The sequence below is a fragment of the Microvirga pudoricolor genome, from assembly GCF_016892705.1.
GTDB classification, from domain to species: Bacteria; Pseudomonadota; Alphaproteobacteria; order Rhizobiales; family Beijerinckiaceae; genus Microvirga; species Microvirga pudoricolor.
In genome coordinates, this window is the sequence record NZ_JAFEMB010000001.1 from 1470472 (window position 1) to 1483087 (window position 12616).

Genomic DNA, 12616 nt, shown 5'->3' on the forward strand with positions numbered 1-12616 from the left:
GTTCACCATGACCCGCATCGACAACGCCCGCATCATCCGCGCCGCGCACGGCACCGAGCTCTCCGCCAAGTCCTGGCTGACGGAAGCGCCGCTTCGCATGCTCATGAACAACCTCGATCCCGGCGTGGCCGAGAAGCCCGGTGAACTGGTGGTCTATGGCGGCATCGGCCGCGCGGCCCGCGACTGGGAGAGCTTCGACCGCATCGTGGCGTCGCTGAAGAGTTTGAACGACGACGAGACGCTGCTGGTGCAATCCGGCAAGCCCGTCGGCGTGTTCCGCACGCATGCCGATGCGCCGCGCGTGCTGATCGCCAACTCGAACCTCGTGCCGCACTGGGCCAACTGGGACAAGTTCCACGAGCTCGACCGCAAGGGCCTCATGATGTACGGCCAGATGACGGCCGGGTCCTGGATCTATATCGGCAGCCAAGGCATCGTGCAGGGCACCTACGAGACCTTCGTGGAGGTGGGGCGCCAGCATTATAACGGCGACCTCTCGGGCCGCTGGATCCTCACGGGCGGCCTCGGCGGCATGGGCGGCGCGCAGCCGCTGGCCGCCACCATGGCGGGCGCGTCCTGCCTCGCGGTGGAATGCCAGCCGAGCCGCATCGAGATGCGCCTGAAGACGGGCTACGTGGACCGCCGCGCCGACACGCTGGACGAGGCCATGGCGATCATCGACGAGGCCCGCATGACCAAGAAGCCGGTCTCGGTCGGGCTCCTGGGCAACGCCGCCGAGATCTTCCCCGAAATCTACCGCCGCGGCATCCGCCCCGACGCTGTGACGGACCAGACCTCCGCCCACGACCCGATCAACGGCTACCTGCCCAAGGGCTGGACGCTGGACGAATGGGAGCGCAAGCGCGAGAGCGACCCAAAGGCGGTGGAACACGCCGCCAAGGAATCCATGGCCGAGCACGTGCGCGCCATGCTGGACTTCCACAAGGCGGGCGTGCCCACCCTCGATTACGGCAACAACATCCGCCAGATGGCGAAGGAAGAGGGCGTCGACGACGCCTTCGACTTCCCGGGCTTCGTGCCGGCTTATATCCGCCCGCTCTTCTGCCGCGGCATCGGGCCGTTCCGCTGGGCCGCGCTCTCCGGCGACCCGGAGGACATCTACAAGACCGACGCCAAGGTGAAGGAGCTGCTGCCGGACAACAAGCATCTGCACAACTGGCTCGACATGGCACGGGAGCGCATCCACTTCCAGGGCCTGCCCGCGCGCATCTGCTGGGTCGGCCTCGGCGACCGTCACCGCCTCGGCCTCGCCTTCAACGAGATGGTGGCCAAGGGCGAACTGAAGGCCCCCATCGTGATCGGACGCGACCATCTCGATTCCGGCTCGGTCGCGAGCCCCAACCGTGAGACGGAAGCCATGAAGGACGGCTCGGACGCCGTGTCCGACTGGCCGCTGCTCAACGCGCTCCTCAACTGCGCGTCCGGCGCCACATGGGTGTCGCTGCATCATGGCGGCGGCGTCGGCATGGGCTTCTCGCAGCATTCCGGCATGGTGATCGTCTGCGACGGCACGCCGGAGGCCGCCAAGCGCATCGAGCGCGTGCTGTGGAACGATCCCGCCACGGGCGTAATGCGTCACGCGGATGCGGGCTACGAGATCGCGGTCGATTGCGCCCGCGAACACGGCCTCAACCTCCCGAGCCTCGACTGACCATGACGGCCAGGGTCATCCGCGCCGCCGATCTCGTCCGGGTGCCCTGGAAGAACGGCGGCGGCACCACGGCCGAGGTCCTGGCCTATCCCGAGGGCTCCGGCTTCGACAGCTTCGGCTGGCGCCTCTCCATGGCAGATGTGGCGGCCGACGGACCGTTCTCGGCGTTCCCGGGCATCGACCGGACCTTGATTCTCGCGGAGGGCGACGGGATCGAACTTTCCGTGGAAGGCGTGCCCACGCGCCTGGATCGGATCGGCGCCAAGCTGTCCTTCGATGGCGCGGACGCCACGGCCGGCACGCTTCTGGCCGGCCCGATCCGGGACCTCAACGTCATGACCCGGCGCGGACTATTCTCCCATCGCGTTCGCCGCGTCGAGGCAGGCGTCGTGCTGCTTGCCGAAGGCACGCGGACCGCCTTCGTCATCCCGCTCCAAGGGACGCTCGATGTCACCCTGGGCGCGCAGCTTCATGCCCTCGGGCGCCTCGACACGCTGGCGCTCGATGGGACGTCTGACATCATTCAGGTGTCCGGGACAGGGAATGCGGTGCTGGTCGAGATCGCGCCCGAAGTTTAGTCCCGTTGCGCAAACATGCGGCACTGGGACATGTCTATACATTTGACAAAGGGGCGCGGAATGCCATTCTGGCCGCCGTGTGAGCTGCCGGACAAGCCCGCAGAAGGGCGGCAGCGAGGCGATACAACCAGAGGGACAGGGGAGTCCGCGATGAAAGCAGTTTTGGGTGGTTTGGCCCTTTTGGCGCTGGCAGGCGGGTCCGCCGCCGCGCAGGATACGAGCGTCACGGTCGGCATCTCGGGCTGGACGGGCTTCGCGCCCCTGACGCTCGCAAAGGAAGCCGGGATCTTCAAGAAGAACGGCCTCGACGTCACGATCAAGAAGGTGCCGCAGGCAAGCCGTCACCTCGCGATCCAGTCCGGCGACATCCAATGCGCCGCCACCACGGTGGAGACCTGGATCGTGTGGAACGCCAACGGCGTGCCCACCAAGCAGATCTTCCAGCTCGACAAGAGCTATGGCGCCGACGGCATGGTGACCAAGAACGACATCGCGACGATCAAGGACATTAAGGGCAAGACCGTGGCGGCCTCCGCGCCCGGCACCTCGCCGTATTTCGCGCTGGCCTGGATGCTGAAGAAGAACGGCCTGTCCGTGAAGGACGTGACCGTCGTCAACATGGAGCCGGGTCCTGCCGCCCAGGCCTTCATCGCCGGCCAGAACGACGCCGCCATGACCTACGAGCCCTACCTGTCCTCCGTGCGCGCCGCGCCGCAGGCCGGCAAGATCATCGCCACCACCCTCGACTACCCGATGGTGATGGACACCTTCGGCTGCACGCCGAAGTTCCTGACTGACAATCCGAAGGCCGCCAAGGCGCTGGCCGACAGCTATTTCGAAGCGCTGGAGATGATCGCCAAGGACCAGGCCAAGTCCTACGACATCATGGGCGCGGACGTGAAGCAGACCGGCGAGGCGTTCGGCAAGTCGGCCCAATTCCTGCGCTGGCAGGACAAGGCCGCCAACAAGACGTTCTTCGACAACGAGTTCAAGACCTTCTCGGCCGAGGCCGCCGACCTGCTCCTGGAGATCGGCGTCATCAAGCAGAAGCCGGACATGAACGCGCTGGCCGATACGTCCTTCATTCAGTAAATCCTGCTCTACCCGATGGCCCGCCCTCGCGCGGGCCATCGCTTTTTCTCCATCACACGACTGAGCATCCATGCCCCGTCCTCTCGAACCGGTCAGCCAAGGCACGCGCGTCGTGCTCGGCATTTCGTTCTTCGTCCTCTTCGTGGCCGCCTGGGCGGTCGCGACGCTGGGCGGCTTCGTGTCGAAGACCTTCCTGGCCGATCCCATCACCATGGTGCAGGACGGCTGGCTGCTGCTCACCCGCTTCGGCTTCCTGTCGGATATCGGCATCACGGTATGGCGCGTGGTCGGCGGATTCGTGCTGGCGGCGCTCTTCGCCGTGCCCATCGGCGTGATGATGGGCGCCTACAAGCCGATCGAGGCCTTCCTCGAGCCCTTCGTGTCCTTCGCCCGCTACCTGCCCGCTTCCGCCTTCGTGCCGCTCCTGATCCTGTGGGCGGGCATCGGCGAGATGCAGAAGCTGCTCGTGATCTTCATCGGGTCGTTCTTCCAGATCATCCTCATGGTGGCGGTGGCCGTCGGCAACACCCGCCGCGACCTCGTGGAAGCCGCCTATACACTGGGATCGAGCGATACCGGCGTGGTGAAGCGCGTGCTCATTCCGGCCAATGCGCCCGACATCGCCGAAATCCTGCGTCTCGTGCTCGGCTGGGCCTGGACCTACGTGATCGTGGCCGAGCTCATCGGTTCATCCTCCGGCATCGGTCACATGATCATCGACAGCCAGGCGCTGCTCGCCACCGGCCAGATGATCTTCGGCATCATCGTGATCGGGATCATCGGCCTGATCTCCGACTTCCTGTTCAAGGCCCTCAACCGAGTTCTCTTCCCGTGGCGGCTGGCATGACGCGCACCATCCTCAAGGTCGACACGGTCTCGCGGGTTTTCCCGGGCGTGCGCGGCGGCGCACCCGTGCGGGCGCTCGAGCCCACGAACCTCACCGTGGCCGAGAACGACTTCATCACGATCCTCGGCCCCTCGGGCTGCGGGAAGTCCACGCTCCTGCGCATTGTAGCGGGCCTCGACCGGCCGAGCGCGGGGCGCGTGCTGCTCAACGACCGGGAGATCAAGGGACCGGGCGCGGATCGGGGCATGGTGTTCCAGTCCTATACGCTGTTTCCGTGGCTCACGATCGCCGAGAACATCGCCTATGGGCTGCGCGAGAAGGGCCTGCCGAAGGCGCAGCGAAGCGAGATCGTGGCGTCCTACACCGAGAAGGTGGGACTGCGCGGCTTCGAGAACCATTACCCGAAACAGCTCTCGGGCGGCATGCAACAGCGCACGGCCATCGCCCGCGCGCTCGCCAACGACCCGGCGATCCTGCTCCTCGACGAACCGTTCGGGGCGCTGGACAATCAGACCCGTTCGCTGATGCAGGAACTCCTGCTCGGCATCTGGGAGCGCGAGCGCAAGACGGTGCTGTTCGTCACGCACGACATCGAGGAATCGATCTTCCTGGCATCCCGCGTGATCGTCATGACGGCCCGGCCCGGCCGCATCAAGGCCGACATCCCGGTCGACCTGCCCCATCCGCGCCACTACCGCATGAAAACGAGCCCGGAATTCTCAAGCCTCAAGGCGCAGCTGACGGAAGAGATCCGCGCCGAGGCGCTGCAGGCCGAGGCGCATTGATCCGCTTCACGCCCGAGGGGATGATACACCCAATCGGTAGGACGAAATGGCTAGCGGCGCGGTCCTTCATCATGGATTAGTCCGCAAAGTCACGGGCTGATTCTCTCATTTATTAAGGCCGCCAGAGGCCAAGGTTGTAGTGTCACGCCAACGGCCCGAGCCGAGGGCCGTCCGGCGCCGGAGCGGGTCTGTCTCCGAGCGTCTTCAATCTTGGAGGAAACATTCATGGCGATTGCGATCAATCCGGTCACCGGAGGGAGTGGCGTGTTCAATTGGGTCGATGGAACAGGGCCCATCGACTCGATCAACCTGACGCTCGAAAAGACCTGGTCCATCAATCTGGCAGCCGCCAGCACCTTGGACATCGAGCTGAAGGACGACGGACCGCTGAAAGGGGCCGAGTTCGCTCTCTATGTCGACGACGTTCTGGTGGGCTGGTCCACCGCCACGACGGATGAAGGCCATTTCAAGGGCATCCTGAACGACTACCTGCTCGGCGCCGGGACCCATACGGTGAAGGCCGTCGTCACGAAGCTCGACAAGATCCCCGTTCCCTTCATCGGCAGCATCCCGTCCTTCATCGGCATCGGCGAGTACAAGTTCTCGGACATTCGGCTCGTGAACGCGCCCCCCGTGGTCGTCAACAATAAGCTCGTGCCGGCGCTGGGCGCCTGCCAGCTTGGCGTCAAGATCGGATCGGACGATCTTCTGGTCACGGACGCGAACGGCGATCCGCTCACCTACACCATCACCAAGATGTCGGACGGCGTGATCCTCATTCACGGCGTGCCGGCCGAGAAGGGCTCGACCTTCACCCAGGCCGACATCGACGGCGGCTACGTGCAGATCCTCGGCGGCGACATCTCGAGCTCGTCCCTGTACGACAGCTTCGAGTTCTCCGTCAGCGACGGCACGTCGAGCGTCACCGGCACCTTCAAGGCGCCCTACGGCGGCTTTGACACGATCCAGAAGGCCCCCGTCTATGGCGGCTACTGGGGCGGCAACGGCAACGACTTCCTGCGCGGCACGGATGCGGCCGACAACATGTCCGGCGGCAACGGCTGCGACCTGATGATCGGCGGCAAGGGCAACGACCAGATGCATGGCGGAGAGGGCAACAACAAGCTCTTCGGCGGCAGCGGGAACGACATGCTCACCGGCGGCAACGGCGACGACCTGCTCGACGGCGGCGACAATGCCGACCAGATCCACGGCAACGGCGGCAACAACATCATCTTCGGCGGCAACGGCTCCGACACGATCACGGCCGGCGAAGGCAACGACCTGGTCTGGGGCGGATGCTGTGCCGACACGATCCACGTCAACGGCGGCAACAACCGCGTCGATGCGGGCGAGGGCAACGATACGGTCACGGCCGGCAACGGCAACGACACCATCATCTTGGGCACGGGCGACGACGTGGTGTTCGCCAACGGGGGCCTGAACAAGTTCCAGCTCGGCGGCGTCGCGGGCGCGCTCTCGGACGGCAACGACCAGTACACGGGCGGCAACAATGCCGACAAGTACGCGCTGTTCCTCGACGACCGGGCCGGCAACGCGGCCGGTTGGGGCAACGACACGATCAACGGCTTCCGCATCGCTGAAGGCGACCAGCTCGTGGCGTTCAACCCAAAAGCCGGGTTCTGGGACAACGACGCCGACCTGACGAGCCTCGTCGCTTCCGACTTCGTCAATGCCAGCCGCGGCACGGGCGGGAATGCGGGCGACCTGACGCTGACCTTCGGGTCGGGCCCGTCGCAATCCTCCGTGACGATGAAGTGGTTCTTCTGGGACAACGGCTCGTTCGGTACCACCAACGGCAGCGCGAACGTCACGGACGGCCAGCTTCTCAGCATCCTGAAGGCCGCGGTGCAGGATGGCGCCAGCGTCGGCGTGAGCGGCTCCGACTTCCTGGCCAAGGCCCACAACTACATCTCGCACGACTTCATGATCGCCTGAGATCGACAAGCTCGGCAACGAAAAAGGCCCGGCGTTCCCGCCGGGCCTTTTTCATGACGCTCACCCGCGATCAGCCGACGGGGTGCGGTTCCTGCGCGATGGTGAAGCGCACCTGCGCTTGAGGGCGGTGGTCCTCGGACATGACCTTCCAGGTTCGCTCCGCGTCGCTGCGGGACTCGAAGGGGCCCACGACGCGCTCGGTACCGTCGATGAGGGTGTCGAAATCGGTGGAGGTGTACTCGCCGCCAACGACCCAGAAGCGTGAGATCTGCATGGTGTGTCTCCCTGTCGATATGGATTACTCGGCCGCCTGAAGCTTCGGCGTATCGTGGAACTGCGCGGTCTCGGTGGATTCGCCCATGGCGGTGGTGGACGACTTGCCGCCCGTGATGGCGATCGCCACCTGGTCGAAATATCCCGTCCCCACCTCTCGCTGGTGGCGGGTGGCGGTATAGCCCCGGCTCTCCGACGCGAACTCGTCCTGCTGCAGTTCCGAATAGGCCGCCATGCCGCGGTCGCGGTAGCCGTCCGCCAGGTCGAACATGCCGTAGTTGAGCTGGTGGAAACCCGCCAGCGTCACGAACTGGAACTTGTAGCCCATGGCGCCGAGCTCGCGCTGGAACTTGGCGATGGTCGCCTCGTCGAGCTTCTTCTTCCAATTGAAGGACGGCGAGCAATTATAGGCCAGGAGCTTGCCAGGGTGCTTCTTGTGCACGGCCTCGGCGAACTTGCGGGCATCGTCGAGATCCGGATGCGAGGTTTCCCACCACAGGAGATCGGCGAGCTCCGCATAGGCGAGGCCTCGGGCGATGCAATGGTCGAGGCCGGTGCCCTCCTTGAGCCGGTAGAAACCTTCCGGCGTGCGGCTGTCGGGCTCGATGAAGGGTCGGTCGCGCTCGTCCACGTCGGAGGTGATGAGCCGGGCCGATTCCGCATCGGTGCGGGCCATGACGAGGGTCGAGGTGCCCATCACGTCGGCGGCGAGCCGCGCCGCCGTGAGATTGCGCTCATGGGCCGAGGTCGGGATCAGCACCTTCCCGCCGAGATGCCCGCATTTCTTCTCAGAGGCGAGCTGGTCCTCGAAATGCACCGCCGCCGCGCCCGCCTCGATATAGGCCTTCATGATCTCGAAGGCGTTGAGGGGCCCGCCGAAGCCGGCCTCCGCATCCGCCACGATCGGCAGGAACCAGTCGCGGGAGGCGCCGCCTTCCGCATGCTCGATCTGGTCGGCGCGCTGGAGCGTGCGGTTGATGCGGCGGCACAGCTCGGGACCGGAATTGGCCGGGTAGAGCGACTGGTCCGGATACATGGCGCCCGCCACGTTCGAATCCGCCGCCACCTGCCAGCCCGACAGATAGATCGCCTGGAGGCCCGCGCGGGCCATCTGCATGGCTTGGTTGCCCGTCATGGCGCCGAGAGAGTGGATGTAGGGTTGGGTCCGCAGTTGCTCCCAGAGGCGCCGGGCGCCACGCTCGGCGAGCGTATGGGCGACAGTCACGGAGCCGCGCAGCTTGAGCACGTCGTCCAGCGAATAGGGCCGGCGCAGGCCGTCATAGCGGCCCTCGGGCGCACCGGGAACGAGATCGTCGAAGGAGGTCGGACGGTTGGGCTGCATGGCGCTTCGTACCTTTACATTTCTTGACAAGAGCCAGAGCTGGTCCACAATCCTCAGGGAGGCCCGCGGCTCACTGAAGCAATAATGCCTGAGGGGTCGCAGGTTTCAACGACGAAACGGAGACGAGAAGTCATGCTGTCACACAACGACATGCTTAGCGCTGTCATTCTGTAAAGAAATTTACAATGCTGGATGACGCCCGAAAACTTTTCGTCGGTCCGCGCCTCAAACGGCTGCGGCGGGAGCGCAACCTGAGCCAGGCCCGCATGGCCGAGGAGCTCGGCCTCTCGCCGAGCTACCTCAACCTCATGGAGCGCAACCAGCGCCCCATCACGGCGCAGGTGCTCATCCGCCTGTCCCATGCCTATTCGCTCGACCCGCGCGAATTCGCCACCGACGACCACGAGCGCGGCATCTCGGACCTGGAGGAGGTCTTCGCCGATCCCCTGTTCCGCAGCGCGCCCGTGTCGCGGCTGGAGCTGCGCGAGACCGTGGAGAACGCGCCCAGCGTCGCGGAGGCCATCAACCGTCTCTACCGCGCCTACGTGTCCATGCGCGGCGCCGGCGAGGTCTCGTCGCCGTTCCTGCGCGACCGCGACCGGGCCGAGGACGCCCCGCAGGAGAACCCGGTCGAGCGCGTGCGCGACCTCGTCCACGAGGCCAAGAACCATTTCGCCGAACTGGACGAAGCCGCCGAAGCGCTCGCGTCCGACCTGCAGCTCACGGGCCACGAGCCGTTCTACGCCATCGCGGATCGCCTGCGCGCCAAGCACGGCATCCGGGTGCGCGTGATGCCCATCGACGTCATGTCGGATTCGCTGCGCCGCTATGATCACCACCGGCGCCAGCTTCTCATCTCCGAACTCGTGGACGGCTCGGGCCGCACCTTCCAGGCCGCGTACCAGCTCGCCTTCGCGGAGATGCGCGAGACCATCGACGCGCTGGCGCAGGGCCTCGAGGCGCAGGACGGCCCCGCGCGGCGCCTGCTGAAAGTCTCCCTGGGCAACTACTTCGCGGGCGCCCTGATGATGCCTTACGCGAAGTTCCATGCGGCCGCGGAGGCCATGGGCTACGACGTGGACGTGCTGAGCGCGCGGTTCGGCGCCAGCTTCGAGCAGGTGGCGCACCGGCTCACCACCCTGGCCCGGCCCGGCGCGCGGGGCATTCCGTTCTTTCTCGTGCGCGTGGATTCCGCCGGCAACGTGTCCAAGCGCTTCTCGTCGGGGCGCTTCCCGTTCTCGCAATACGGCGGCACCTGCCCGCTGTGGAACGTGCACGCCACCTTCAAGACGCCGGGCCAGATCGTCACGCAGATCGTGGAGCTGCCCGATACGTCGCGTTGGTTCTCCATCGCGCGCGCGGTGCGCCGGGCCTCCAACCCATGGGGCGTGCCCGATCCGCAATTCGCGGTCGGGCTCGGATGCGAGCTGAAATACGCCCACCGTCTCGTCTATGCGCGCGGGCTCGACCTGACGGCGCCGGATCCGACGCCCATCGGCATCAACTGCCGCCTGTGCGAACGCCTCGCCTGCCCGCAGCGCGCCGCGCCGCCGCTCATGCACAGGCTGACCGTGGACGAGATGACGCGCGGCGTCTCGCCCTTCACCTTCGACGCGTCGTGAGGAAGGCGCCGCTCAGGCCCGCTTGAGCGCCCTCGGCTGCGCCGCGTCGGCGGCCGGCATCGTGTCCTCGAGCCAATGATCGAGGAATCGGTCGAGCCAGCGGGACACGTGCGGATCGTGCTGGAAGCGGCCCTCGATCTGGCGCGCGCGGTCCTGTGCGCCTGGAATGGCGAGGCGCTCCCAGGCTTTCACGGTCCAGCGGCAGATCATGGCGTGGGTGACCTCGGGATGGAACTGCAGCCCGAAGGCCCGGCGCCCCACGCTGATGGCCTGGGTTGGGAAATCATCGCCCGTGGCGAGCGTCTGGGCGCCCGCCGGGCAATCGAACCCCTCCCGGTGCCAGTGATAGACATGCCCCGGCCACGGCACCCCCCAGGCCTCGCTCAGGGAGCGGCCGGATTCCGTGGGCAGGAGCGGATAATAGCCGATCTCGGCGCGCCCGCCCGGATGAGTCCAGACCGGAGCGCCCATGTGGCGGGCGAGCATCTGGGCCCCGAGGCACAGGCCGAGGAACGGCTTCTCTTCCTTCAACGCCACGCCGATCCAATCGATCTCGGCCCGGATGAAGTCGTCCGGGTCGTTGGCGCTCATTGGCCCGCCGAAGACGACCGCGCCCGCGTGGCCCGCCAGGGTCTCGGGCAGGGGATCGCCGAAACGCGGGCGGCGGATGTCCAGCGGGTGCCCGCGCTCCAGGAGAAGACGGCCCACGCGCCCCGGGGTGGAGTGCTCCTGGTGCAGGACGATCAGGACCGGACTCTTCAGGACCGGGTCCCTGGCGACCGGCTCAGCCACGGGAGGGACCCGCCACCAGGTTGCGGATGGCGTTCGTCCTGATCGCCGCGATGGCGGTGTCGTCCAGGCCGAGCAGCCGTCCGATGCGCCAGATCAGGTCGTCCTCGAACTCGTGCACCTGTCCGTCCACCACCGCCACCCGATAGGCCAGGGCGAGGAGCCGGGGACGCTCGGCGGCCGGAACGTCGTGGGAGATCCGGTCGGCAAGCGAAATCGCCGGGTCGGTGCCGGCGCTCAGGTCGGCGGCCTGATCGAGCAGGCGGGCCGCCACATCCTCGTCGACGCCGAAATAGGACCGCAGCAGAACCGGCAGGCTGCGCTCCTCGACCTTGAGCATGCGCCCATCCGCATGGGCGACGAGCAGCAGCAGAGCCGCAACGGTCAGGCGCTCCTCGTGATCGGGCGCGGTCTCGGCCAATCCGAGCGCATCGTGGAACAGTTCGCGCAGGTTTGCCATCAGGGACATGGCCCGATTGTTCCAAGAAGTCCGCCATCCCGCAAGGCCCTCCGCCGCATGGCTGATCCGCCATCGCGCAAGGAACGGATGTCACGAACGGCCCGAAGAAGGGGTCGGGGACCGAGCGATGCGGCCGGCGCGGGATTAGCGCAGGAAGCCGTTCTGTTCGAGATAGCCCCTGGCCACCTCTTGGGCCGACAGCCCCTCGATGGCGATCTGCGCGTTGAGGGATTGCAGGCGGTTCAAGGTGAGGGACGAGAAGACGGGCGCAAGTGCCTTGCCGATCCCCGGATAGGATCGCAGGACCTCGCCGCGCACGACGGGCGCGGGCTCATAGACGATCTGGGCGCCCCGCACATCGGCCATGACCACGAGGTCGAAAGCCGCGATGGCGCCGTCGGTGCCGTAGACCATCGCGGCGGTGACACCCTGGGTTTTCTGCGCCGCCGCCCGCATGGTCACGGCCGTGTCGCCTCCCGGCAGCAGGACGATGCGCTCGCGGGGGAACCGGAAGCCGTAGGTTTCCTCGAAGGCGGGCAGGGCCGCCGGGCTTTCGACGAATTCCTGGGACGCCGCCAGGATGACGGCATCGAGGCCGGGGGACACCCGGGCGAAGTCCTCCATGGTCCTCAGGTCATGGCGCCGGGCTACGTCGCCCCGCAGCGCGATGAGCCACGTGTTGTTGGCGGGAGCCCGGTCGAGCCAGACCAGATCGTGCCGGGCAAGGTCCAGCCGCTTGGCGGTTTCGAAGGCGTACGCGGCGCTGCGCCAGCCCCCGTCCGTCTCCGAACCGTGAAAGAACGCGCCGTTGCCGGTATATTCCGGGTAGATGTCGACGGCTCCGGACAGGATGGCCTCCCGCACGGCCTTGGTGGGCCCGAACGGGATGCGGGTCTCGACGGGAATTCCCTGCCGGTCGAGGACGAGGGCGATCATGCTGCCCAGAAGCGCGCCTTCCGTATCCATCTTGGACGCGACGACGACGGGCGATTTCGCCTGGGAACCCGGCGCGGGCGCCCTGGGCTGCGCCAGGACAGGCGTCGACCACGCCAGAAGGGCCAGGCCTGCGCTCACAGCCGCAACCCACGTCCGTTTCACATTGGCCCCCTGCCTGGGACCGCCCCTTTTGGCGGTCGACGCACGATAACATATGTGACCCAGCCGAGGGTGTGGTTCAAGCGCAAACGCCGCACCGGA

12 protein-coding genes are annotated in these 12616 nt (G+C 66.6%); 7 read left to right on the forward strand and 5 right to left on the reverse strand.

Features of this window, described 5'->3' with window-relative positions:
- Positions 1-7 precede the first annotated feature (7 nt).
- The 6 genes from hutU to ILT42_RS06790 all read left to right on the forward strand — a co-directional run bounded on the left by hutU (position 8) and on the right by ILT42_RS06790 (position 6933).
- A complete protein-coding gene (gene hutU, locus ILT42_RS06765) occupies positions 8-1672 on the forward strand; it encodes a urocanate hydratase (RefSeq protein ID WP_204214673.1) in 1665 nt (554 codons plus the stop codon).
- 2 nt (positions 1673-1674) lie between these two features.
- Positions 1675-2250 carry a HutD/Ves family protein gene (locus tag ILT42_RS06770; protein ID WP_204214674.1) on the forward strand — a complete coding sequence of 192 codons (576 nt, stop codon included), beginning with the start codon at positions 1675-1677 and terminating at the stop codon, positions 2248-2250.
- Between the two features lie 150 nt (positions 2251-2400).
- Positions 2401-3342 carry an ABC transporter substrate-binding protein gene (locus ILT42_RS06775; RefSeq protein WP_204214675.1) on the forward strand — a complete coding sequence of 314 codons (942 nt, stop codon included), beginning with the start codon at positions 2401-2403 and terminating at the stop codon, positions 3340-3342.
- A gap of 70 nt (positions 3343-3412) precedes the next feature.
- Positions 3413-4189: an ABC transporter permease gene (locus tag ILT42_RS06780; protein WP_204214676.1), complete on the forward strand. Its 777-nt coding sequence runs from the start codon at positions 3413-3415 to the stop codon at positions 4187-4189.
- Positions 4186-4974: an ABC transporter ATP-binding protein gene (locus ILT42_RS06785; protein WP_204214677.1), complete on the forward strand. Its 789-nt coding sequence runs from the start codon at positions 4186-4188 to the stop codon at positions 4972-4974. The genes ILT42_RS06780 and ILT42_RS06785 overlap by 4 nt, the downstream gene beginning before the upstream one ends.
- A 225-nt stretch (positions 4975-5199) precedes the next feature.
- The gene (locus ILT42_RS06790; protein WP_204214678.1) at positions 5200-6933 is read left to right on the forward strand and encodes a cadherin-like domain-containing protein; all 1734 of its coding nucleotides are present in this window, start codon (positions 5200-5202) and stop codon (positions 6931-6933) included.
- A gap of 70 nt (positions 6934-7003) precedes the next feature.
- Here the strand turns inward: ILT42_RS06790 and ILT42_RS06795 are convergent, their stop codons facing one another.
- Both ILT42_RS06795 and aceA read right to left on the reverse strand, forming a co-directional pair.
- The gene (locus ILT42_RS06795) at positions 7004-7207 is read right to left on the reverse strand and encodes a DUF4170 domain-containing protein (protein ID WP_204214679.1); all 204 of its coding nucleotides are present in this window, start codon (positions 7205-7207) and stop codon (positions 7004-7006) included.
- Positions 7208-7231: 24 nt separating this feature from the next.
- A complete protein-coding gene (aceA, locus tag ILT42_RS06800) occupies positions 7232-8548 on the reverse strand; it encodes an isocitrate lyase (protein WP_204214680.1) in 1317 nt (438 codons plus the stop codon).
- Between the two features lie 185 nt (positions 8549-8733).
- Between aceA and ILT42_RS06805 the strand changes: the two genes are divergently transcribed.
- On the forward strand, positions 8734-10170 hold the full coding sequence (locus tag ILT42_RS06805) for a helix-turn-helix domain-containing protein (protein ID WP_204214681.1): 1437 nt from the start codon (positions 8734-8736) through the stop codon (positions 10168-10170).
- 12 nt (positions 10171-10182) lie between these two features.
- Here the strand turns inward: ILT42_RS06805 and ILT42_RS06810 are convergent, their stop codons facing one another.
- The 3 genes from ILT42_RS06810 to ILT42_RS06820 all read right to left on the reverse strand — a co-directional run bounded on the left by ILT42_RS06810 (position 10183) and on the right by ILT42_RS06820 (position 12517).
- Positions 10183-10962, reverse strand: a complete 780-nt coding sequence (locus tag ILT42_RS06810; RefSeq protein ID WP_204214682.1) for a glutamine amidotransferase — start codon at positions 10960-10962, stop codon at positions 10183-10185.
- Complete coding sequence (locus ILT42_RS06815) at positions 10955-11428, reverse strand: tellurite resistance TerB family protein (protein WP_204214683.1); 474 nt, start codon at positions 11426-11428, stop codon at positions 10955-10957. The genes ILT42_RS06810 and ILT42_RS06815 overlap by 8 nt, the downstream gene beginning before the upstream one ends.
- Positions 11429-11563: 135 nt before the next feature.
- A complete protein-coding gene (locus ILT42_RS06820; RefSeq protein ID WP_204214684.1) occupies positions 11564-12517 on the reverse strand; it encodes a glycine betaine ABC transporter substrate-binding protein in 954 nt (317 codons plus the stop codon).
- Positions 12518-12616 lie beyond the last annotated feature (99 nt).